The sequence below is a fragment of the Flavobacterium sp. AK-345 genome, assembly GCF_058310175.1.
Genome location: NZ_JBZEER010000010.1, coordinates 151,497 through 175,650, shown reverse-complemented (window position 1 = coordinate 175,650; position 24,154 = coordinate 151,497). Strand labels below are relative to the sequence as shown.

General features: G+C 33.6%; 22 protein-coding genes and 1 other RNA gene. 9 read left to right on the top strand and 14 right to left on the bottom strand.

What is annotated here, in order from left to right; genetic code table 11:
- Positions 1-193 precede the first annotated feature (193 nt).
- The 3 genes from AC4FQ3_RS17665 to AC4FQ3_RS17655 all read left to right on the top strand — a co-directional run bounded on the left by AC4FQ3_RS17665 (position 194) and on the right by AC4FQ3_RS17655 (position 2,558).
- Positions 194-1,552: a sensor histidine kinase gene (locus tag AC4FQ3_RS17665; protein WP_491182707.1), complete on the top strand. Its 1,359-nt coding sequence runs from the start codon at positions 194-196 to the stop codon at positions 1,550-1,552.
- Between the two features lie 10 nt (positions 1,553-1,562).
- Positions 1,563-2,255 (top strand): response regulator transcription factor, encoded by a 693-nt coding sequence (locus tag AC4FQ3_RS17660; RefSeq protein ID WP_491182706.1) that lies wholly within the window; start codon positions 1,563-1,565, stop codon positions 2,253-2,255.
- Positions 2,256-2,363: 108 nt separating this feature from the next.
- Positions 2,364-2,558, top strand: a complete 195-nt coding sequence (locus AC4FQ3_RS17655; RefSeq protein WP_008467912.1) for a hypothetical protein — start codon at positions 2,364-2,366, stop codon at positions 2,556-2,558.
- Here the strand turns inward: AC4FQ3_RS17655 and AC4FQ3_RS17650 are convergent, their stop codons facing one another.
- The 3 genes from AC4FQ3_RS17650 to rnpB all read right to left on the bottom strand — a co-directional run bounded on the left by AC4FQ3_RS17650 (position 2,559) and on the right by rnpB (position 5,342).
- Positions 2,559-3,473, bottom strand: coding sequence for a ketopantoate reductase family protein (locus AC4FQ3_RS17650; protein ID WP_491182705.1), 915 nt, complete (start codon positions 3,471-3,473; stop codon positions 2,559-2,561). It lies immediately after the preceding gene.
- A gap of 274 nt (positions 3,474-3,747) precedes the next feature.
- Positions 3,748-4,998, bottom strand: coding sequence for a cation:dicarboxylate symporter family transporter (locus AC4FQ3_RS17645; protein WP_491182704.1), 1,251 nt, complete (start codon positions 4,996-4,998; stop codon positions 3,748-3,750).
- 28 nt (positions 4,999-5,026) lie between these two features.
- Positions 5,027-5,342, bottom strand: an RNA gene (gene rnpB / locus AC4FQ3_RS17640) — RNase P RNA component class A.
- Positions 5,343-5,466: 124 nt separating this feature from the next.
- Between rnpB and AC4FQ3_RS17635 the strand changes: the two genes are divergently transcribed.
- Positions 5,467-5,766: an SH3 domain-containing protein gene (locus AC4FQ3_RS17635; protein WP_073395067.1), complete on the top strand. Its 300-nt coding sequence runs from the start codon at positions 5,467-5,469 to the stop codon at positions 5,764-5,766.
- A 220-nt stretch (positions 5,767-5,986) separates the two neighbouring features.
- Here the strand turns inward: AC4FQ3_RS17635 and AC4FQ3_RS17630 are convergent, their stop codons facing one another.
- The 5 genes from AC4FQ3_RS17630 to AC4FQ3_RS17610 all read right to left on the bottom strand — a co-directional run bounded on the left by AC4FQ3_RS17630 (position 5,987) and on the right by AC4FQ3_RS17610 (position 8,777).
- Positions 5,987-6,358, bottom strand: coding sequence for a LysM peptidoglycan-binding domain-containing protein (locus AC4FQ3_RS17630; RefSeq protein WP_491182703.1), 372 nt, complete (start codon positions 6,356-6,358; stop codon positions 5,987-5,989).
- Between the two features lie 6 nt (positions 6,359-6,364).
- Entirely contained in the window at positions 6,365-6,841 is a 477-nt protein-coding gene (locus AC4FQ3_RS17625; protein ID WP_491182702.1) for a BON domain-containing protein, read from the bottom strand.
- A gap of 102 nt (positions 6,842-6,943) precedes the next feature.
- On the bottom strand, positions 6,944-7,204 hold the full coding sequence (locus AC4FQ3_RS17620) for a hypothetical protein (protein WP_491182701.1): 261 nt from the start codon (positions 7,202-7,204) through the stop codon (positions 6,944-6,946).
- Positions 7,205-7,491: 287 nt separating this feature from the next.
- Positions 7,492-8,262, bottom strand: a complete 771-nt coding sequence (locus AC4FQ3_RS17615; protein WP_491182700.1) for a hypothetical protein — start codon at positions 8,260-8,262, stop codon at positions 7,492-7,494.
- A gap of 101 nt (positions 8,263-8,363) precedes the next feature.
- Complete coding sequence (locus AC4FQ3_RS17610; RefSeq protein ID WP_491182699.1) at positions 8,364-8,777, bottom strand: dihydrofolate reductase family protein; 414 nt, start codon at positions 8,775-8,777, stop codon at positions 8,364-8,366.
- A gap of 222 nt (positions 8,778-8,999) precedes the next feature.
- Here AC4FQ3_RS17610 and dnaX point away from each other — a divergent pair, with 222 nt between their 5' ends.
- Positions 9,000-10,085, top strand: a complete 1,086-nt coding sequence (gene dnaX / locus AC4FQ3_RS17605; RefSeq protein ID WP_042564999.1) for a DNA polymerase III subunit gamma/tau — start codon at positions 9,000-9,002, stop codon at positions 10,083-10,085.
- Between the two features lie 290 nt (positions 10,086-10,375).
- A complete protein-coding gene (locus AC4FQ3_RS17600; RefSeq protein ID WP_471733142.1) occupies positions 10,376-10,792 on the top strand; it encodes a DUF8439 domain-containing protein in 417 nt (138 codons plus the stop codon).
- A 16-nt stretch (positions 10,793-10,808) separates the two neighbouring features.
- On the opposite strand, the gene AC4FQ3_RS17595 is transcribed toward AC4FQ3_RS17600, so the two are convergent.
- From AC4FQ3_RS17595 to AC4FQ3_RS17570, 6 genes are all read right to left on the bottom strand, one after another.
- Positions 10,809-11,387 carry an NAD(P)H-dependent oxidoreductase gene (locus AC4FQ3_RS17595; protein WP_491182698.1) on the bottom strand — a complete coding sequence of 193 codons (579 nt, stop codon included), beginning with the start codon at positions 11,385-11,387 and terminating at the stop codon, positions 10,809-10,811.
- Between the two features lie 56 nt (positions 11,388-11,443).
- Positions 11,444-12,004, bottom strand: a complete 561-nt coding sequence (locus tag AC4FQ3_RS17590; RefSeq protein WP_491182697.1) for a Crp/Fnr family transcriptional regulator — start codon at positions 12,002-12,004, stop codon at positions 11,444-11,446.
- A 141-nt stretch (positions 12,005-12,145) separates the two neighbouring features.
- Positions 12,146-12,721 (bottom strand): TMEM175 family protein, encoded by a 576-nt coding sequence (locus AC4FQ3_RS17585; RefSeq protein WP_463460430.1) that lies wholly within the window; start codon positions 12,719-12,721, stop codon positions 12,146-12,148.
- Between the two features lie 98 nt (positions 12,722-12,819).
- The gene (locus AC4FQ3_RS17580) at positions 12,820-13,710 is read right to left on the bottom strand and encodes a Ppx/GppA phosphatase family protein (protein ID WP_491182696.1); all 891 of its coding nucleotides are present in this window, start codon (positions 13,708-13,710) and stop codon (positions 12,820-12,822) included.
- A gap of 27 nt (positions 13,711-13,737) precedes the next feature.
- Positions 13,738-15,816, bottom strand: a complete 2,079-nt coding sequence (ppk1, locus tag AC4FQ3_RS17575) for a polyphosphate kinase 1 (protein ID WP_491182695.1) — start codon at positions 15,814-15,816, stop codon at positions 13,738-13,740.
- 5 nt (positions 15,817-15,821) lie between these two features.
- Positions 15,822-16,307, bottom strand: coding sequence for a SixA phosphatase family protein (locus AC4FQ3_RS17570; RefSeq protein WP_042565006.1), 486 nt, complete (start codon positions 16,305-16,307; stop codon positions 15,822-15,824).
- A gap of 498 nt (positions 16,308-16,805) precedes the next feature.
- Between AC4FQ3_RS17570 and AC4FQ3_RS17565 the strand changes: the two genes are divergently transcribed.
- From AC4FQ3_RS17565 to AC4FQ3_RS17555, 3 genes are all read left to right on the top strand, one after another.
- On the top strand, positions 16,806-17,063 hold the full coding sequence (locus AC4FQ3_RS17565; RefSeq protein ID WP_491182694.1) for a hypothetical protein: 258 nt from the start codon (positions 16,806-16,808) through the stop codon (positions 17,061-17,063).
- A 229-nt stretch (positions 17,064-17,292) separates the two neighbouring features.
- Entirely contained in the window at positions 17,293-23,085 is a 5,793-nt protein-coding gene (locus AC4FQ3_RS17560) for an HYR-like domain-containing protein (RefSeq protein WP_491182693.1), read from the top strand.
- Positions 23,086-23,236: 151 nt separating this feature from the next.
- On the top strand, positions 23,237-24,154 hold the full coding sequence (locus AC4FQ3_RS17555; protein ID WP_073395079.1) for a PorP/SprF family type IX secretion system membrane protein: 918 nt from the start codon (positions 23,237-23,239) through the stop codon (positions 24,152-24,154).

The following is a 24,154-nucleotide window of genomic DNA, read 5'->3' as shown; positions in this document are numbered from 1 at the left end:
ATGGGCGGTTAATACGAAAAGTGTATCATAAAAGCTTTATTTTTGAATCGAAATTGCCCACAGATTTTACGGATTAAACTGGTTTGCACAGATTCAATTATTATAGAAATCTGCTTAAATCTTTTTTAAATCTGCGTGAAAAAAATCAGTGTACACCTGTTTAATCCGCGTCATCCGCGTGCCATAAAAACTAATGAAACAAAGAATCAATTTATTAATCGCTTTTTCTGTAATAGCTTTAATCGTTTTGTCGACGGTGCAATGCTATTTGGTAAAAACAACTTACGATTATAAAGTAGCACAGTTTCATACTGAAATTAAAAACGAAATCGCCCAAATTTCAAATAATTATAGTGATATAGATTCTGTTATTGTTTCAAAAAAAGAAGCACTTTACAAGCAATTATCAGAGAATTATATTCAGGGAAAAAAGACGAAAATTGATCTTAAAAATAGTGTTCTCCAAAATGCATTCAGAGATATTTTAACACAGAAAATTCAACGCAAATTCGAAAGAGATTTGCCAAATCTTAAAATAGATTTTGCTATTGTTCTGAACAAATTTATTCTGTATCAAAACACAAAAAAAGCAGATACAATTTTCTCTGAAAAACCTTTTATAGCGAATAAATTATACGGAAATCTGGCTTCTTTAAACCATGCTTTTTTGGTTCGGAGTTATGTTGGAACAACGAACGGAAGTTTTGAAAATCAAGATTATAAGTTATTGACAGAAGATTCAATGTACATTTCTGTTGTCGATTGGGAAATGATTATTTTAAAACGAATGACTTTCATTCTCGTTTTATCTTTACTTTCGATTTTAACGCTCATCACTCTTTTTGTAATTGCCTTAAAAGCTTTAATAAAACAGAAAAAAGTAAGCGATGTTAAAACTGACTTTATCAATAATATCACACACGAACTCAAAACGCCATTGGCAACTTTAGGCATTTCTACTAAAATTTTAGAACAGAAAAACATCCGTGAAAACGATGAAAATTTTAATGCTATTGTCAATACGATCTCGCGCCAAAACAATCGTTTGCAAAACCTGATCGATCAGGTTATGGCAAATTCACTGGCAGAAAATGAAATCGAATTGCAAAAAGAAAAAATAAATACGGAAGCTTTTCTACTTTCAATTATTGAAGATTTTAAAATTGGAAACCCTAAAATTCATCTTGAAACTGATTTTCAAACCAAAAAAACAATTCTGGTTTTGGATAAATTCCATCTGACAACCGCTTTTTTAAATGTTTTGGAAAATGCTGTAAAATATGGTTCAAATACGATTAAGATAAAAACAAGAATAGTTCAAAATCAATTTTCCGTTAGTATTGAAGATGACGGAATCGGGATTGAAAAGAACAAACAATCACTTCTTTTTGAAAAATTCTATCGCGTAGAGCAAGGAAATCTTCATAATACAAAAGGCTTAGGTTTAGGATTATATTATGTCGATCAAATTATAAAAGCGCATCAGGGCACTGTTAGTGTTGTGAGTGATTTAGGAAAAGGCACTCAGTTTACTATTTTATTAAAAGTTTAATTACCTTATTTTGAAAAAATTACTTTTAGCCGAAGACGATTTTGATTTTGCTGCAATTTTAAAACAATATTTAGAACTGCATCAATTTGAAGTAATCTGGGCAGAAAATGGAGAAATAGCTTTAGACTATTTTAAAAACCAGACTTTTGATATTTGTGTTTTTGATGTCATGATGCCGAAATTGGACGGATTTTCATTGGCCGAAAAAATAATTACAATCAATCCTGAGATTCCATTTATTTTTCTAACCGCAAGAAAGTTAAAAGAAGATAAAATCATTGGATTAAAATTAGGTGCAGACGACTATATCGTCAAACCTTTTGAAGTCGACGAACTGATTTTGCGTTTGCAGAATATTCTAAAAAGAATCGAACAAAAAAGAAGCCTGGACGGAAATAATATTATTGAAATTGGTTCATATATTTTTGATACTGAAAGACTAACCCTAAACAATAAAAATCATGTCCAGCAGCTTACAGAAATGGAAGCTTCTCTTATTGAATATTTATATTTGAACAATAACCAGTTATTAAAAAGAGATCAAATTTTAATGTCTGTCTGGAAAAAAGATGATTATTTCTCCGGGCGAAGCATGGATGTTTTTATCAGCAGGCTTAGAAAATATTTCAATTCAGATCCAAAAATCAGCATTGAAAGTGTTCGTAATGTTGGGCTGGAATTCAAGATAGAAAAAAACTCATAGAAACGACATTAAGTCGTACTGCAAATCATATAAGTTTCATAAGCAATTGTATAACAAGGTGTCAGTATTTAGCGAATACATTTGTTGTAAACATTAAATACATAAATCATGAACCTTAAAAGATTTTTTGGAGGACTGCTTACTATTCTGGGAATAGTTGGTCTTATCTATACTGCAGTTATTTTTGCAGGAACTTCCGGCGAAACAAGAGATATCAAATCACTAATTATTTACGGAATATTAGGAATCGTTTTTTTCATGTCGGGCATCAGTTTAGTTCGAACTACAAAAGACGAATCGTAGTTAAACCAACGCATTTGCAATCTTTTCGTAAAGTGGTGTTTTTACACCATGTTTCAAACCCTCGTTTACAACAAATTGCGTTAGCGAAATAACTTCGGTTTTATTGCCGGCGGTTAAATCTCTGTGCATCGATGAAGTCGCTTCTTTAGGCGATTTTTCGAGTTTTAAAATTGTCTGGTCTATTATATCGCCTGGCAATTGTAAGCCTTTTGCTTTTGCAACAGCTTCAATTTCATTCAATAATTCTACATACACAGCTTTAGACTTTTTATTATTCAAAATCTCACCTATGTTTTGATTTAAATAAGAAGTCGAAGAAGCAAGTGCTGAAATAAAAATGAATTTTTCCCAAACCGTTTCTTCAATATTATCAACTAAATAACTTTCTATTTTGGCCTTTTCAAAAATACGTTGCAATTGATCTAGTTTATCTTTTGAAGCTGTTTTTGAACCAAAAAATAGTTTTTCGTAAAAGCCAATTTTTCTAATAGTTCCTGGTGAAAAAATCATCGAAATGATATAAACACAACCTTGTAAAATATCATTTTCGGGGAATATTTTCTGAATTCGTTCCGGTGCGTCAACACCATTGTACAAAGGAAGAATTACAGTTTTTGGAACTATACATTTTTTTATTGAAAGTAAACTTTCTTTAATATCATAGGTTTTTGTAGCACAAATTAAATAATCTAAAATTCCAATTTCATCTGGATTATTCGAAACTAATTTTGGATGCACGATCGTTTCAGTATTATCTGTTATAATTTTCAACCCATTCTCTGCAATTGCTTTTTGAGTTTCGCCGCGAGCGATAAAAATAATTTCAACATTTTCAGATTTAAAATAGGCTTTCGCCAAAAGTCCGCCAAAATAACCACCTACACCGCCAAGTCCTAAAATCCCTATTCTTATCATGATAAAGTCCAATTAAAAAAATTCCAAATTCCAATAAACATTAAACAGTGACCGAACCGTTTGTCATCCTGAGCGGAGTCGAAGGAACGCAAGTAACTCCGTAATGAGAATTCCAATCTTTGTAGAGTTTCTCACGGAGATTTCTCGTTCCTCGAAATGACAAAAAAATGCGGTGATTGCTTAAAACAAACACAACCATTAAAAAAATCCTTATAAATCCGCGCTTTCGCGAAAGCGAATCCGTCTCATCCGCGTGCCATTCACGGCAAAGCAATTATTCCTCCAAAACAGGCTCCAGATTTAACTCTGTAAAATCATGCTCTGTTTTCGAAATTATAATCGTTGCCACAGTATTTCCAATCAAATTTGTAATCGCTCTTGCTTCGCTCATAAATTTATCTACTCCTAATAAAAAAGCCAAACCTTCGACGGGAATTTTATGCAAAGCTGTTAAAGTCGACGCCAGAACAATAAAACCGCTTCCGGTAACGCCAGCTGCTCCTTTTGAAGTAATCATCAAAATTCCGATTACGGTTAAAATCTCAAAAAAACTCAAATGTACATCATACAATTGTGCAAGAAATATAACCGACATCGACAAATAAATTGAAGTTCCGTCGAGATTAAACGAATATCCTGTCGGGATTACCAAACCTACTACAGATTTACTACAGCCCATTTGTTCTAATTTTACCATAATACTTGGCAGCGCTGCTTCTGAAGATGATGTACCGAGAACTAATAAAAGTTCTTCTTTAATGTATTTTAAAATCGAAAGAATATTGATTTTATAGTATCTTAAAATACTTCCTAAAATAAAAAACACAAACAAAGCCATTGTCAGGTAAACGCAAAGCATCAATTTACCAAGCGGAATCAAAGTTTCTAATCCGAATTTACCTATTGTATATGCCATTCCGCCAAAAGCACCAAGCGGAGCGAGATACATAACATATTTTAATCCTGTAAAAACAACTTTTGAAAAGCGTTCTAAAACCAAAATAGTTTGTTCTCTTTTTTGATAAAAATTCAATGCAATACCACAAACGATGGCAGCCAAAAGAACCTGCAAGGTAAAATTTGAGAGAAAAAATTGCAGCCATGAAAAATTCTCAGCAGCATGACTGGTATACTTACTTGGATCTTGTAAAGTTAATCCTGATTTGTCAATTTTTCCGGGTTGAAAAAAATAGGCAACGCTTACCCCAATTGCCAGAGCAACTGTCGAAACGACTTCAAAATACGCCAAAGCTTTTACACCAATTCGACCCACTTTTTTAAGATTTCCCATTCCGGAAATCCCCAAAACAATGGTCAAAAATATAATTGGTCCAATAAATAACTTGATAATATCGACAAAAGTTTTCCCGACAATTTCCATTTTTACGCCATTTTGAGGCGAAAAATGTCCAAGCAAAATACCTGCAATTATGGCGATTAAAACCCAAAAAGTAAGATTGGTAATTACTGCCCTGAAAGTACTTTTCTTTGGTTTACCGGCAGCGTTTGGTGTAGTTATATTCATGAAGATAAGTTAGTATTCACAAATATATAAAAAATGCAGACCTATAAGCCGGATTCTGTCCCTGATAAATCAGAGCCTTATCATTTATCTAGATTCCGAATTACTCCGGAACTCAAGCTACCTACCCTTCAACAACGGACGAGAAGCCCTTAAATGCTGATATACTTGGTATTTCACCGCATAGAGTTTACCTGGTTTCACTACAGCATTACCTGTACATACTTTCTGTTGCACTTGTCCTTACGCTATTACTAACGCCGACGGGTGTTACCCGCTATGCTTCTCTGTGGTGTCCGGACTTTCCTCCCTCCGCAAAAGCGAACGACGATAAGGCGGTCTGCGGCGCAAAAGTAGCGATTTATAAGCGAAGAAACAGGGATCTAAATTTAAGATTTTTATAAAATTTTGATAACGTTTTAATTTTAAATTAGTTATCTTTAAAATCCTTAATTTTTAAATTCATTTATTATGGCTAAAATGTATCATTACGCAACTGTCTCAAAGGCTTTAGATCAATTGAATGAAAAAGGATTTACATGTGATTTTAATCTGAACTCAAATTCAGACATGATTAAAAAAAATCCCGAAAAATTTGAAATTGTTCATGTGTATCGATACGAAGGGGAATCGGACCCGGGCGATGAGGCAGTTGTATACGGAATTAAATCAACATCAGGCAAAAAAGGCGTTTATGTAGCAGGTTTCTCCGCAGGCTCTGATCTGGAGACTTCAAAGTTTTTATTCGATTTGAGTATTAAGGGGAGGTAATTTTTCAGGAACTGTTTTCACAAAGTAACCACAATCTAAGTCATTGCGGCGAAGGAAGCAACCTCACTAACAATTGATTAAGCAAGTGAGATTGCTTCGTTCCTCGCAAGGACAAAAAAAAGAAAAATCCGTCAAAATCCGCGTCATCCGTGTGCCATTTTTAAGCAAAAAAGTCCATCATAAAAAATGACAGACTTTTAAACACAACACACAAAGTAAATTATGCAGTTGGTATTTTTAATTTCCAACCCGGCTGAATAACATCAGGGTTTTTAATAATATTTTTATTGGCTTCGTAAATGGTTTGCCAGGAAACGCCGTGAGCTTTTCCTATTTTCGAAAGAGAATCTCCGCTTACAACAGTATAATCTGTTGTTGCTCCTTCGGTAACTTCAATATTCATAACCAAATCTCCAGCTCTAAAATCGGGATCAATTTTTCCGTAAGCACTCCAAAGTTTTTCTTTATCATCTGCAGATTTTGCCGTACCATCAATGTACAAAACATTATCCTGATCTCTTACCTGCAAATTTGAAACTCCTAAATTAGTCGCCAAATCCGTTAACTCTTTATATTTATCTTGTAAACTCATGGCTTCTTATTTAATAATTAACTTGTTATCAACTTTTTTAGGTTTCAATTCCTGTACACTTTTGATTAGGTTTGGCAATTGGCTTCTTTTAATTTCTCCTTTAAGCGTTACTACACCGCCCACAACAGTTGCACTCACACCATCGTAAGATTCGATCACTTTATGTAATGATTTATCCAATTCAGTATCCGGACTAATGATAACAGCTGCAGCAGCAGTTTCCTGAGGAGCTACGATCTGGCAGTTGTTCACTACAGATTTTACTCCTTTTATTTCTTTTATAGAATTTGCAACTTCTTGTTTGAATGCATCATCTTTACAAATACCCGAAATAGTCGCAACACCTTTTTCTACAGTAACTTGTACTTCTGGTCTGTCACTTAATTTGGCACTGATTTCTTTTTGAATATCCGCATCTTTTGGTCCGCAAGCTACAAATGAAACAGCAAGACCCATTCCTAATAAAACTGATTTAATCTTCATAATCGATATTTTTTAGTTATTTACTAATAAAGTTAAACGAATTAAAATACCAAATATTACATAATAATCTTACAATTTTATATTTTTTCTATGATAAGGATTTTATTTTATAAGTTTCAGCATGTTATCAAAATAGATAATTAATTGATTCGGAATTTTATCTAAATCATTTCTGCCATAATCTGTCAGGTAAACTTCATTTTCCAGCATCCCGTTTACAATTCCTTTTTTCTTTGCCTTAATATCTCCATTTCTTACGATAATAATTTCATAATATTGATCTTCATCTTTTAAAGTCAATCTATTAAAATCAGATACTTTTGGGTCATTGTTAATATTTTGCTGCCCAATGTCTGAAGCCAAATAAGCTGCAAATTTCTTAAAATCGTAGTATGGATTGTTGTTATCAAATTTCTATAAGTCTTTTGATTTCCTTCTTTTAGAATGAAACTTTTAACCTTTTCAAAATCTTCCACAGAAAATTGATTTGTAATTTTTAGGAATTGATTTTGAGTTTTTGAATTCATTTTTTGTGCTGAAAGATTTGAAAACATTAGTAATAAGAAGAAAAGAAAGAAGTGTTTTGACATGATTTAATATAAGTTAGCAACGAATTAGTTTTATTTTCCCACTAAATAATTCTTGCTTACTTATTCATTGGTTTTTATAAAATTAATGAATTCTATTCCAAATTCTGTTATAGTCATAATTTCAAATGAATTTGTTCCAATTGCACCAACTCCAGTATCAATTAATAAAGCTTTTGAGTAAAGTCTTTGTTTGTAAAACATGAATTTATTATCATTTATATTATAAAATTCTGATTTTCTATATTTTAAAAATTTGTCATGTTTATTTTTTATAGCCTTAATTTCGTCCTCTGAATTGTTGATTATTTCTGAGTATTTTGACTCACCAATAACAATAGTCTCTTTTTTCTTGTTTTCTCTTGCGATAAATAATCTATCACTTAGTTCATTCATTTTCTTTATTTCATCATTATAGTTTCTATCAAAATTCCTATGATTGTATAAGATTCCCAACTCATCTTCAGATAAACTTGTTATTAAATCCAGATATATATCTGTTAATTCACTTTCATTTGTTGGATATCTTAATTCTTTTAATAATATATCTTTAAACCTTTTTAATTTTAACTCAGATTTTGTTAGATATACTCTCTTTAATACTGCTTCAAAAAGATCATTAAAATTTTCTGTGTTTATATTATCAATATCAATTTCTTTATTATTGGTAAAACCATCAGACAATAATTCTACAAATTTATTCAATCTATTTTGTTTTAATCTTCCATTATATTCAAAAACCAATTCTGTCAAGGCAGTCCCCGCATAGGGGATCATACTTAATACAGATTTATAAACACTATTTAACGCTTCTTTTTTATTTAGTTTATTCATATTACTTTTCTTTATTTTTATTCATTATCTATTGATCAAAATAGTGCTTTATCTTAAAAGAATTCGAAATCCTTATAAATAAATCCTTATAAATTCACAATTCAAAAACTTTTATACAAATGAAGCACAATCCCATTACTATAACTCTCCGATTTTTCTAATTCAAACTTAGATTTTTTACCAAAAATGGGTAAACCATTTCCAATCGCTACAGGATGAACAAACAAATGTAATTCGTCTATCAAATTTTGTTCTATTAAAGACAAAACAAATCTTGCACCGCCATAAACCATTATATCTTTTCCGGGTTCAGCTTTTAATTGTGATATCGCTTTTTTTAAATTGCCTTTTTCGATTGAAGTATTTTCGCCTTCAAAATTTTTTAATGTTTTACTGAAAATGATTTTTGGGGTTTTTACAAACAAATTGGCGTAGGCAACTTCTTCATTTTTACTTTTACTATCTCCAACAAATCCGTCAAGAGTCATGTTCATTTGTAATTTTAACTTTCTCATAAAATAAGTTTTGAGGATAAATCCAAAATTAGCTATTCTTAAAAATACCATTTTTTACAGGAAATAATCCCTAATTTTTCTTAATTTTTTAAGGGTTCAATTTTAAAATTAACGGTTACTTTCTCATATTCAAAACACTTAAAAATCCCTTTCAGATTTGTTGATTTCAGATTTGTGATTTGGTAATTTTCAGACTATATTTGCTATCGAATAAAATAGAATATGGAACAATTTGTAGTATCGGCTCGTAAATATCGTCCGCAAACCTTTAAGGATGTTGTGGGTCAGAAAGCCATTACCAACACTTTGCTGAACGCCATAGAAAGCAATCACCTTGCTTCTGCCCTTTTATTCACCGGACCGCGTGGTGTTGGAAAAACAACCTGCGCGCGTATTTTGGCTCGTAAAATAAACCAGCCGGGATATGATGATCCAAATGAAGATTTTGCTTTTAACGTTTTTGAGTTAGATGCAGCTTCAAATAACTCAGTTGATGATATTCGTAGCCTGATTGATCAGGTTCGAATCCCACCACAAACCGGGCAATACAAAGTTTATATTATTGACGAGGTTCATATGTTGTCTTCGGCCGCTTTTAATGCTTTTTTGAAAACATTAGAAGAACCGCCAAAACATGCTATTTTCATTTTAGCTACGACGGAGAAACACAAAATTATTCCAACGATTTTATCTCGTTGTCAGATATTTGATTTCAAGAGAATTACGGTAAAAGACGCTAAAGAACATCTGGCTGAAGTTGCTGCAAGTCAGGGAATCAATTTTGAAGACGATGCATTGCACATTATCGCTCAAAAAGCCGATGGTGCCATGCGTGACGCTTTATCGATTTTTGACCGTGTTGTTTCTTATTGCGGAACCAACTTAACACGTCAGGCCGTAACCGAAAACCTAAACGTTTTAGATTACGAAACTTATATTAGTATCACCGATTTACTTTTAGAAAATAAAATCCCGGATCTTTTGATGGCTTATAACGAAATTCTTTCAAAAGGTTTCGACGGACATCATTTTATTGCCGGATTGGCTTCGCATTTCAGAGATTTATTAGTTAGCAAAACTCCTGCTACTTTAAGTTTGCTTGAAGTGGGTGAACAAGCACAGCAAATGTACGGTGTACAAGCTCAAAAATGTTCGCAAGAGTTTTTATTGAAAGGAATTGATATTGCCAACGACTGCGATTTAAAATACAAATTAAGTCAGAATCAGCGCCTTTTAGTTGAATTATGTTTGATGCAATTGGCCTCTATCAATTTTGATGGAGAAAAAAAAAAGTTGAGCAATACATAATTCCTCCCACTTATTTTAAAAATGGTGGATATTCTATAGTTGAAATTCCAAAAAATAAATCCCAAATTCCAAATGAGGGAAATGAAATTTCGAATGCTGAAATTCCAACTAATAAAAGCCAAATTCCAAATACTGGAGAGAATGGCAATGTCAATCAAAATGGAAATTCTAATATTGAAGTAAAAACTGAAAGTCCAAAAGTTGAAACTCCTGAAACTCCAAGAGCTGAAGTAAATGGTACCTCTAAGGTTTCTGCTTTTTCTCTAGCCAGTATTCGCGCGAAAAAAGCGATGGAAGAAAGCAGTAAATCGTATGTAAAACCTTCATCTGTTTTACCAACTGAGGAATTTACAGAAACCGAAATGTTATTGCATTGGAACAAATATGCACAGCGTCTGGGTGAAAAAGGTTTGAAAATTATGGAATCGTTATTACTGATTAACGACCCAACTTTGAACGGAACGGTGATTACGCTTGAATTACCAAACGAAGGTTCTAAATTAGATTTTGAAAGTCAAATTAATGGGCTTTTAGGGCATTTAAAAGGACATTTACACAATCATGATATTACGATTGAAATTATTGTAAATGAAGCTGTACAAACCAAAAGAACTTTTAGCGATCAGGACAGATACAATCGATTATTGGAAATCAACCCAAACATTGAACTTTTACGTTCTACATTTGGATTGGATTTACATACTTAAGATTTTTTTTTCTGCTTTATTTATTTCTTAATCCCAAATTATAGACTTTTTGCAGCCATTTATCTCTTTGAGAATCGTTGGCCGTTTTTATGATTCCGATGTAGGTTACTTTTACGGGCTTTACTCCACAGAATTCCAAGGTTGATTTCTTCAATTGATTTACACTCGGTCTTCCAAAAAACAATCTGTAATACCAGCCTGGCTGATCTAAAGTTGTGATAATATGCGCTGTTTTTCCTTTTATGAGTTTATCCCACCAAACTGAATTTTCGCGATATTGAAACGCCATTCCCGGTAAAAATAATCGATCTATAAATCCTTTTGTAATTGCCGGAAGCCCGCCCCACCAAACGGGATGAATCCAAACCAAATGATCAGCATTTTGAATCTTTTGCCATGCATCTAGTAAATCCGGTTCTAATTCGGTTCGTTTTTGGTAACCAAATTTTAAATTGGGGTTGAATTCTAATTCAGCAATTGTAATTGTTTCTACTTGCGCACCCGAAGTTATGGCGCCCTTTTGGTAAGAATCTGCAATACCAAAGTTAAAACTTGCAGGATTTGGATGTCCGTTTATAATCAGTATTTTTTTCATGTTTTACGTTTTTACAAAAATACTATTAGCATGAAAAAAGGTACCGGACAAATGTCCTATAAAATCGCTTTTCGAATGCGGCTTAAATGTCTTGGCGTAACGCCCAGATAAGAAGCCAGATATTGAAGTGGAATTAACTGAATATATTTTTGATGGTGTTGATATAGTTCTTCATAACGCTGTTTTCCGGATAATTTCTGAAAAGAAATCATTCTTTTTTGAAGCGTTACGTATTCCATTTCTGTTAATTTTCTTCCAATCTCCTGCCAATGAATTCCTGATTTATAAAGTTTCTCTAAACTTTCGCGACTGATAATCTGTAATTCCGTATTAGCGAGAGCCTGAATACTTTCTTCGGCTACTTCCTGGGTTATAAAACTGGAAAACGAAGCCATAAATTCATTTTCAAAAGCAAAACAATTGGTAATTTCATCGCCTTGATGATTGAAAAAATACGAACGTAAAATTCCTTTTTTGATAAAAACAATTTCGTTACAAACCTGATTTTCTGTCAATAAAAGTTCTCCTTTTTTAAGTTTTCTAAAAGTAATTAAATCGTCTAACTGATCTAATTCATCTTGTGGTAAAACCTGAATGGATTGAAAAATAGATTTCATTTAAAAAAATATTAAAATTTGAAAACACTAATATCCATCCGGCTTTCTAACTATTATTTTTAGCCACGAATTCACGAATTATTTATGCTAATTTGAGAACAAAAAATTCGTGAATTCGTGGCTAAATATTTATTCTGAAATCTATTTACTAAAAGCCTTCTCAATTCTTTTATCGGGAATAAGCCACGACATTGCCACAATAAAATACGCTGCGCCGGAAATCCATTCGTTGTAAAACGAAGCTATAATTCCAACAGTATATAAAACTGCAGAAGCTTTTCCTTTTAAATCTTTCCCCAAAGCTTTTGCCAATGCAGAATTTTTTCCTTCGACATCTAAAACTGTTTTTTGCAGAATTACATAAGCAATTGCAGAAAGTAATAAAATGATTCCGTAAAATGCCATTGCTGCTTTTGCAAAATTATGTTCTCCCATCCAGCCTGTAGCTACGGGAATTAGCGACAGCCAAAATAATAAATGAAGGTTTGCCCACATTATTTTCGCATTTACTTTGGATAAACCGTGAAGTAAATAATGATGGTTATTCCAGTAAATCCCAACGTAAATAAAACTTAAAATATAACTCAAAAACTTCGGAATAAGTGGTTTTAAATCGGCAAACTCATGTCCGTGAGGCACTTTGATTTCTAAAATCATAATGGTAATAATAATTGCTAAAACACCATCACTAAAGGCTTCGAGTCTGGTTTTATTCATTTTATATAAGTTAAAAGGTTGCCACGAATTTCACGGATTTTTTATTCTAAATCTTAAAAAATAATTAGTAAAAATTCGTGAAATTCGTGGCTCAAAAATTATATTTTCCCGTAATACATTGCTTTTACGATTCCGTCAGAAAGTCCGATTTTAGGAACAAAAATTTGGCGTGCTCCACTCCATTTCATTGCATTAAGATAAATACGAGTGGCGTGGATAATTACGTCGGCACGATCAGAGTTTAAACCTAATTCGGCGATTCTTTGTTCGTACGTTAACGAGTTTAAAAATGCGTATTGTGAATTGATATAAATATATGAAAGCGGTTTTTCCTGCTGTTTTCCAGACATTTTAAACAATTTGTTAATGTTTCCGCCAGAACCAATCAGTGTTACTTCTTCATAATCTGCAGTATTGGTTTTAATCCATTTTTCGATTTCATCCCAAACCACATCATGTACCATATTGTTTAATAAACGAACCGTTCCTGCTTTAAACGATCTTGAAGTAATCATTTTTCCGTCAGAGAAAAGCGTAAATTCTGTACTTCCACCACCTACATCTACAAATAAATAAGTTTCATCTGTTTTAAGTAAATGATGCAGATCTGTAGAAGCAATTATAGCGGCTTCTTTTTTACCATCAATGATTTCGATTTTAATATCGGCTTTTTTCTTGATTAATGCCACAACTTCTTTGGCATTGTAAGCTTCACGCATTGCCGAAGTTGCAAACGCCATATAACGTTCGACTTTATGTACTTTCATCAAAAGATTGAATGCTTTCATGGCATCAACCATTCGATCTATATTTTCTTCTGAAATTTCTCCAACTGTAAAGGCGTCTTGTCCCAAACGAATTGGTACACGAACAAGTGAACTTTTATTAAATTGCGGTTCTCTGCCATCTTGTTCTACAACATTGGATATCAGAAGCCTCATGGCATTTGAACCGATATCTATTGCTGCATATTTCTTTATATTAATCATGCTCACTTATGATTTGAATTTGTTTTATTAATTTACTTTTTGAGTAACCGCTTCTAGTACCGAGATTTTATTCTGATAATATTTATAGGTTTCCAATTGAGCTCTAAATGGGGCATGATGATTTCTGGGCTTATATTTATTATCTAATTTATAGGAATGATATCTCACTTTCACATTCCCTTTCCATCCAATATTAAAATTGTCAATTAATTCTTTTTTAATTTCAAGGTCATAAATTGGGCAGGTTACCTCAACTCTTCCATCGAGATTTCGAGTCATGAAATCGGCAGATGAAATGTAAACTTCAGTTAAACCGGCGTTTCCAAAAATATAAACTCTTGAATGTTCAAGATAATTGTCGACAATACTTATGGCTTCGATGTTTTCGCTCATTCCCGGAATTCCCGGAATCAGAGAGCAAATTCCTCTTACCTGCAGCTGAATTTTTACTCCGGCATTACTTGCTTCATATAATTTATCGATCATTTTAAAGTCCGACAAACTATTCATCTTCAGTTTTATATGCGTTTTTCTACCTGCTAAAGCGTGCAAAATTTCACGGTCTATCAGTTTTACAAATTTGGTTCTTGTGTAATGCGGAGAAACTATTAGATGCTTATATCGGTGAACTCTGTAATTGATATCAAAAAATTCGAAGATCTTAGAAATGTCTTTCAAAATTCCCTGATGACAGGTTAAAAGCGTTACGTCGGTATAAATTTTGGCTGTTGATTCGTTAAAGTTTCCTGTTGAAATAAATCCGTAACGACGACTTTTACCTTCTTCTGCTCTTTCGATAACACAAATTTTACTGTGTACCTTCAACCCTTTTATTCCGAAAATTAAATTGATTCCTTCGGTTTGCATTTGTTCGGCATACGAAATATTCGAAGCTTCATCAAAACGTGCCTGAAGTTCGATTTGAACCGTTACTTTTTTTCCGTTTTTTGCGGCATTTATCAACGAACTAATAATTTGCGAATTTTTTGCCAAACGATACAAGGTGATTTTTATACTCGTCACTTTTGGGTCTAAAGCTGCTTCACGCAAAAATTTAGTTATGTATGAAAAAGACTGATATGGAGCGTTTAGTAAATAATCTTTTTTATTGATTTTCTCTAAAATACTTCCATCAAGGCTTAATCCCGGAACTGGTAAAGGCTCATTTGCTTTATAAAGTAAATCGTAGCGCCCTAAATTTGGAAAATCCATATAATCACGACGATTGTGATATCTTCCTCCCGGAATTATACTGTCTGTTTCGACAATTTTCATTTTATCTAAGAAAAAATGCAGCGTATCATCTTCAATTAAACTATCATAAATAAAACGAACGGGTTCTCCTATTCGTCTGTCTTTTACAGAAGTAGCAATTTTTTCAAGCATACTTTTACTCAAATCGCTGTCGATATCCAACTGCGCATCACGAGTAATTTTGATCATGTGTGCCGAAACGGTTTTATAATCGAAAATATTGAAGATGTTTTTCAGTTTAAGCCGAATTACATCATCAATTAAGATAACATATTGTTTATCATCTTCTGATGGAAGAACAACAAATCTGTTGATTGTTTTGGGAATTTCAATAACAGCATAGCGAACTTCATCGTTGTTGAGTTCCAAACGCACCGCCAGATATCCTAAAGTATCTTTTAAAATAGGAAATTCTGCAAGGTCATTCAAAATAATGGTCACCAATTCGGGACTCAATTTCTGCATATAAAAGTCCTTTAAAAAACATTCCTGTTTTTCTGTAACCTGATTTTCGTTGATAATAAATATATTTTCGGCTTCGAGTTCAGATTCGATATTTCCTAAAATACGTAAACTTTCAGATTGCTGCTGAATTACTATTTCTGTAATATCCTTAATTAATTGGTGGGCAGAAACACCTCCTAAATATTTTTCACCTGAAATTCCAGAAAGACTCAATCTCCGGATTGCGGCATAGCGAACTCTAAAAAATTCATCTAAATTGTTTGAAAAAATTCCAACAAAACGCAACCTGTCTAAAAGTGGAACTGTGTTGTCTGCTGCTTCCTGAAGCACTCTTGCATTAAACGCTAACCAACTTTTTTCTCTATCGATATATTTCTGCTCGTACACTTTATTTATTTTAAATCTTTGGGGAAAATTGTTTTTTGGGTTTTGCCTTTATGAATTGCATCCCAGGCTTCGGCATCAAATTTAAGTGATACAAATCCGGAAGTAGGTACATTTTCAATAAAAACATCCCCAAATTTATTAACAAAATTTGTAATAGCCTCGTTATGTCCGAAAAGAATAACGCTTTCGAAACTATTATCACATGATTTGATAACTTTTTCGAGTTGTTTATCGTCAAAAGTATAAAGATCATCTTTATAAACGATACTTTCTATAGGATAAGATATATTTTGAGCAAAGATAAGAGCCGTTTCAGACGCGCGTGCTGCAGTACTGCTCCAGATTATATAGGTTTTAGGGAGATATTTTGAAATATGAGTTGATACTTCATGAGCATCTAAAATTCCTCTTTTCATTAAAGGTCTGTCAAAATCCTTTAAAGGAGCTTCCCAGCTTGATTTTGCATGTCGTATCAATATTAAATTTTTCATATGTGCAAGGATTTATAAACATCAAAATTGAAGTTACTTTTTTATTAAGTTCTAATTTACAAAAGAAATTGTAATAGTTCTCTTTTTTTTAATTCTGTTAACATTTAAAGAAAATTTTAACAAGAATATGAAATGCATAATATTCAAAATTTTACAAAATAGCTGAATATGTTTTTTTTCATTTTATGTACTTCATCCTTTAAAACCATCACTTAGTCGATTATGACGATATACGTAATAAATTAACTAAATAATTGATTTATAAGCAGTTATGTTGTTTTATTTTTTTACAGATTTGGGCAAAAAAGTAAAAATTCGTACTTTTTTAATTGTTACAAATGACAAAAAAAAATCGTTTTTTGATCCATATTTAACAAAAAAAGAACGTTTCAACGAGTTTTTAGGTTAGTTACGGATAAAAAAAATCAAAAATAAACTGACTATATACCTTTGATTATGTTAATTTTTTATAAATAATGCAAAACAAAATCTTAAGTTATGAGAACAAAAATTACTCTTAGAACCGCGGTCAAATTTGTAAAAAATTGTAAGTCTATTTTTTCTTTCAAAAAAGTGATTTATCAAAAAAACATTTTTCCTCTCTTGCATATTTCATTTTCACCAACAGCTTCTTTTGATGCTATTTTGATTGAAAATCAGGGAAACATCAGAAGCATTCCATCTTATAAAAATGCTCATTTCCTGATTTCAGACAATACCGGTTTTCGACTGACACTTAAAACTTTAAGGGCATAAATTTTTAGTTTAAAAACAAACACTTAAAAACCCTTGTACTTAATCAAATCCTAAATAATTTGATTAAAACAATATATAATTTGATATCAAAATTACTGTATACGCCTTTTAACTAACGAAAAATATTTGATATCAAATTATTTTATCGCCGGATAATTTTAATCAAAAACATATTGATTAAAAAAATAAAAAATCTCAATAAAATAATAATGTTTAAAAAATAGAGATTATGAAAAACATTACTTCTTTTTTTAAAAATATTAATGTTAAGAGCGTTTTCATAACGTTGCTTTTACTATTTAATATCCACTTTTCGTTTTCACAAGTAGATTTGAGAACATGCGGTTTTGACTGCACCTCCAACAATTACACTTTGACAGATGTATATTTAAGTCTTTCTAATGTAAATGGAGATCCAATAACAAATACTACCTGTACTATTGGGCAAGTGCAACAGGTATATATTTACCTTAATTATTCTTCGAATTCAAATTCAAGTATACACTTTGCACGGTTAAATTCTGATTTGACTATAAACGGAGTTACAACTTTTTTGAATGTATTGCTTGGAACTATTGTTCCGGGAAGTAACAAAAAGTTATTGTACGGGCCATTTAACTGGACTTGCGGTGAAGAATTAGGTCTTACCAATACCATAATAGCATGGAAAACGAACAGTAATAATGATCCTGGTCCAAATTATCAATGTGGCAGTTTTACAAACTCACAATGTGATTTTACAAATTCGTTTATTATCTCTAAACCATTAGCTGTTCAATTTACTTACAAGGCTTGTAAAGTTGGAGCAAACACAACAGTTACTTTTATCTCTACAACCAATGGAGGTAAAACACCCTACACCTACGCCTGGGATTTCCAAAACAATGGTGGTTTACCAGATTCAACTTTACCAAATCCAACGTATACTTATACGACTTCGAATAACACGGCAAAATTAACTGTTACGGACTCACAAAATATATCAAATTCATATACACTCCAGATAATTGAGCCAACAGAATTGATGTTAAGTGAATCTCATACTAATGTGGGTTGTAGCGGAGGTACATCGACTATAACGTTGACAGCAACAGGAGGAACTCCGGCCTACACTTACTTATGGAATACAGGTGCAACAACTAAAGATTTGCAAAATGTATTACCAGGAACTTATACTGTTACGGTTACAGATAGTAACAGTTGTACTAAACAGCTTTCTGTGACTATAACAAGCGGAGATCTAATTAAGCCAATTATTGATCCGCTACCAGCTAATTCTACAGTTAATTGTCCGGATTTACCTGTGTTTACTCAGGCTACAGCCAGTGATAATAGTGGTACAGTAACCTCATTAACATATGTAGATGTAAATACACCCGGATCTTGTACCGGCACATACTCTATTACCAGAACCTGGACAGCAAAAGATGCCTGCAATAATATATCGCTTCCGGTAAGTCAAACTATAAATGTTGTAGATACTACAGCGCCAATCTGGACAACTCCAGCTGCTTCTCTTGATGTAACACTTGAGTGCAGTGACACAGCTGGATTGGCAACAGCGCAAAACCAAGCGCCAATAGCAGCTGATAATTGTTCTACAGTAACTTATACTAAAACTAGCGGAAACTTTGTTGCAGGCTCTTGTGCTAATTCCGGAACTTACACCAATACATGGGTTGCCAATGATGCCTGTTTGAATAGCTCAACTACTTTCACTCAGATAATTACAATTCAGGATACTTCTGCGCCAATCTGGACAACAACTTCAAATGCATTAAATATAACTTTGCAATGCAGTGATGTTATAGGGATTTCAAACGCTCAAAATCAAGCTCCGGTTGCTACCGATAATTGCGGAGGAACTGTAACTTACACTAAAACCAGCGGAATTTTTGTTGCAGGCTCTTGTGCTAATTCCGGAACTTATACCAATACATGGGTTGCCAATGACGTATGTCTGAATACTTCTACCACTTTTACGCAAGTGATAACAATTATTGACAATACCCCTCCAACCTGGACAACAGCTTCAAATGCATTGAACGTAACTTTACAATGCAGTGATGCTGCAGGAATTTCAAACGCTCAAAATCAAGCTCCGGTTGCGACCGATAATTGCGGAGGAACTGTAACTTACACTAAAACCAGCGGAATTTTTGTTGCAGGTTCTTGTGTTAATTCCGGAACTTATACTAATACATGGGTTGCCAATGATGTATGTTTGAATACTTCTACCACTTTTACACAAGTGATAACAATTATTGATAATACTGCGCCAACCTGGACAACAGCTTCAAATGCATTAAACGTAACTTTGCAATGCAGTGATGCTGCGGGACTTTCTACAGCTCAAAACCAAGCTCCGGTTGCGACCGATAATTGTGGAGGAACTGTAACGTACACTAAAACCAGCGGAATTTTTGTTGCAGGTTCTTGTGTCAATTCTGGAACTTACACTAATACGTGGATTGCAAATGATGTATGTTTGAATGCGTCTATTACTTTCACGCAAGTAATTACAATTGAAGATACTACAAAACCAACATGGACAAGTCAGGTAAATTCTTTAGATGCAACTTTAGAATGTAGTGATTTATCTGCTTTGGCATCCGCGCAGGCACTATTTCCAACAGCTTCTGATTTGTGTGATGCTGATGTTTTGAATGTTGTAAAAACCAGCGGACAGTTTATAGCTTCAGGTTCTTGTTCGAATGCGGGTACCTATACCAATACATGGACCGTTACGGATGATTGCGGAAATGTTTCTGATATTTTTTTCCAAGTGATAACAATTGAAGATACTACAAAACCAACATGGACAAGTCAGGTAAATTCTTTAGATGCAACTTTAGAATGCAGCGATCTAACAGCTTTGGCTTCCGCGCAAGCATTATTCCCAACAGCTTCTGATTTATGTGATGCAGATGTTTTGAATGTGGCAAAAACCAGCGGACAGTTTGTAGCTTCAGGTTCTTGTTCGAATGCGGGAACATATACCAATACATGGACCGTTACAGATGATTGCGGAAATATTTCTGATACTTTTACTCAGGTAATTACGATTCAGGATACTACAAAACCAACATGGACTACGCAAACAGGTTCTTTAGATGCAACTTTGGAATGCAGTGATTTATCAGCTTTGGCTTCCGCACAAGCGTTATTTCCAACGGCTTCTGATTTATGCGATGCTGATGTTTTGAATGTTGTAAAAACCAGCGGGCAGTTTATAGCTTCAGGTTCTTGTTCGAATGCAGGAACGTATACCAATACTTGGACAGTTACGGATGATTGCGGAAATATCTCGGATACTTTTACCCAAATAATTACAATTCAGGATACTACAAAACCAACATGGACTACACAAACCGCTTCTTTGGATGCAACTTTAGAATGCAGCGATTTATCTGCTTTGGCTTCCGCGCAAGCGTTATTTCCAACAGCTTCTGATTTATGCGATGCCGATGTTTTGAATGTCGTAAAAATCAGCGGACAGTTTATAGCTTCAGGTTCTTGTTCGAATGCAGGAACGTATACCAATACATGGACAGTTACAGATGATTGCGGAAATGTTTCTGATATTTTTTTCCAAGTGATAACAATTGAAGATACTACAAAACCAACATGGACAACACAAATCGCTTCTTTAGATGCGACTTTAGAATGCAGTGATTTATCTGCTTTGGCTTCCGCGCAAGCGTTATTCCCAACTGCTTCTGATTTATGCGATGCCGATGTTTTGAATGTTGTAAAAATCAGCGGACAATTTGTAGCTTCAGGTTCTTGTTCGAATGCGGGAACGTATACCAATTCATGGACAGTTACCGACGATTGCGGAAATGTTTCTGATACTTTTGCCCAAGTAATTACTATTCAGGACACTACAAAACCAACATGGACAACACAAACCGCTTCTTTAGATGCAACTTTAGAATGCAGTGATTTATCTGCTTTGGCTTCCGCGCAAGCGTTATTTCCAACAGCTTCTGATTTATGTGATGCCGATGTTTTGAATGTTGTAAAAACCAGCGGACAGTTTATAGCTTCAGGTTCTTGTTCGAATGCAGGAACGTATACCAATACATGGACAGTTACCGACGATTGCGGAAATGTTTCGGATACTTTTACTCAGGTAATTACGATTCAGGATACTACAAAACCAACATGGACAAGTCAGGTAAATTCTTTGGATGCAACTTTAGAATGCAGTGATTTATCTGCTTTGGCTTCCGCGCAAGCGTTATTTCCAACAGCTTCTGATTTATGCGATGCCGATGTTTTGAATGTCGTAAAAATCAGCGGACAGTTTATAGCTTCAGGTTCTTGTTCGAATGCAGGAACGTATACCAATACATGGACAGTTACAGATGATTGCGGAAATGTTTCTGATATTTTTTTCCAAGTGATTACAATTGAAGATACTACAAAACCAACATGGACAACAACTGCTAATGAATTAGACTTAACTTTAGAATGCAGCGACTTAACTGCTTTGGCATCCGCGCAAGCGTTATTTCCAACAGCTTCAGATTTATGCGATGCCGATGTTTTGAATATTGTAAAAACCAACGGACAGTTTATAGCTTCAGGTTCTTGTTCGAATGCGGGAACGTATACCAATACATGGACAGTTACCGACGATTGCGGAAATGTTTCTGATACTTTTACTCAGGTAATTACGATTCAGGATACTACAAAACCAATATTTAGCGGAGATCTTCCAACTGATGTTACGGTTTCTTGCGATGCCGTTCCTGAACCAGCTGAAATGAATGTTGCAGATAATTGCAATTTAGGTTTACCAGTTGTATTTTCTGAAATTAAAAGTGATATTCAAAATGAATGTGCTTCTAATTATACTTTGACACGTCAATGGACAACAAGTGATTGTGCCGGAAACACGACTTCATTTACACAAATTATTACAGTAAGAGATACAACTCCGCCAACAGGAACTGCTCCTGCAGATGTTTCAGGTTTACAAAGTATTACAGATATTCCGTTAGCAAATTCACAAGACATAATAGATGCCGCTGATAACTGCAGTCAAAATGTAACTATTACGATTAATGATACTAATAATGGAGCTTCTGGTTGCGAAGGAAATGCTTATATCCTGACCAGAACCTATACTTTGATGGATTGTGCAGGTAATAAAACCGATTTAGTACAAACGTTTACTGTAGAAAATAAAATTTCAGTTTCAGGAATTGCTTCTGCTGTTACTTGTTTTGGCGGAGACAACGGTTCAATTCTGGTTACAAATACAGCAGGTTCAACTGTTGTTATTACAAACGAAGAAAATGAAATTGTTGGAAATTCTAATTTACCAGCCGGAACATATAGCTTAACAGCTTCTTTTCCTGTTAATGAAAACCAAACTTGTTCTGCAACAGCAACAGTAATTATTACACAGCCAAGTTCTCCAAATGAAGTAACTACTATATCAAGTGAGGCTTGCGCCGACGATTCCAGTCTTATTAATTTATTGGCACTCTTGCCGGTAAACACAACTGCAACCGGAAATTGGATTGATAAAAATAACAGCAATGCATTGCAAGGCAACATCTTCAATCCGTTTGGTCTGGCATTGGGCAATTATTTGTTAGAATATCAAATTACCGATGAAATTTGTCCACGAAGCATTATTCTAAATATGGAGATCAATAATGATTGTCAAGTTTTAGCTTGTGGAAATGTCATAATACACAACGCTTTTTCTCCTAACGGAGATGGAATAAACGATGCTTTTAAAATTGACAGTATTGATGACCTGACATGTTATCCTGAAAATACAGTTGAAATTTATAATCGATGGGGAATATTAGTATTCGAAACTGTTAATTACAATAACACAACGAATGCATTCGACGGAACTTCCAGAGGCAGAACAACTTTTAAACAATCAGAAGGGTTGCCAACAGGAACTTATTTTTATATCATTAATTATAAATCTCTAGACGGGAATAATATAATTCAATCAAATAAAAAAGATGGGTTTTTATATTTATCGAAGTAAAAAAAAAGATAATCAACTGTATAACAAACTTTTATACGAGTTTTAAATATATTTAATAAAAAAAATCCGTATTTTTGAGTATGTAATCTGCAGTTTAATCTTAGGTTTTTACTTCCAAAAAAAATCAATAGTAATTTAATAAACATCTACTATGAGAGCAAAATTACCATCCTTAGTCATAATGTTTGTATCCTTTGTAAGTTTTGCACAGCAAGATGCGCAGTTTACACAATACATGTATAATACCATAAATATTAACCCTGCGTATGCGGGTTCTCGCGGAGCGTTAAGCATTTTCGGGTTGTATCGTACGCAATGGGTTGGACTAGACGGGGCACCGGAAACCAGTAGTTTTTCTGCCAACACACCTATAAACAATTCTAATTTAGGAATTGGACTTTCTTTGGTTAACGATAAAATAGGGCCTACAAATGAGAATAGCTTCTCTGTAGATCTCTCTTACACGGTTCAGACATCTGCTGATTTTAAACTTTCTTTTGGTATCAAGGGAACAGCTAATTTATTCAATCTGGATATCAGTAAATTAAATCCGGAAGATCAGGGAGATCCACAATTTCAGGATCTTGACAATAAATTTTCTCCCAATGTTGGAGCCGGAGTTTATTGGCATTCTGATAAGGCTTATATCGGATTATCTGTTCCTAACTTTATCGAAACCAATCGTTATGATGATAATGACATCGCTATTTACAAAGATAAAATCAATTATTATTTAATGGGAGGTTATGTATTTGATCTTGATAAGTATCAGTACATTAAATTTAAACCGGCAGTTTTGGCCAAAATGGTAGAAGGTGCACCCCTGCAAGTTGATGTATCCGCCAATTTTATGTTTATAGATAAATTTGTGCTTGGCGTTGCCTATAGATGGAGTGCTTCTGTAAGTGCCATGGCCGGATTTCAGATCACAGACGGTCTTTATATAGGATATGGTTACGATCGTGAAACTACGAACCTGAACAACTATAATTCAGGATCGCATGAGATATTTATTAGATATGAGTTTATCAAAAAGAACAACAAGATAACCAGCCCCCGTTTCTTCTAA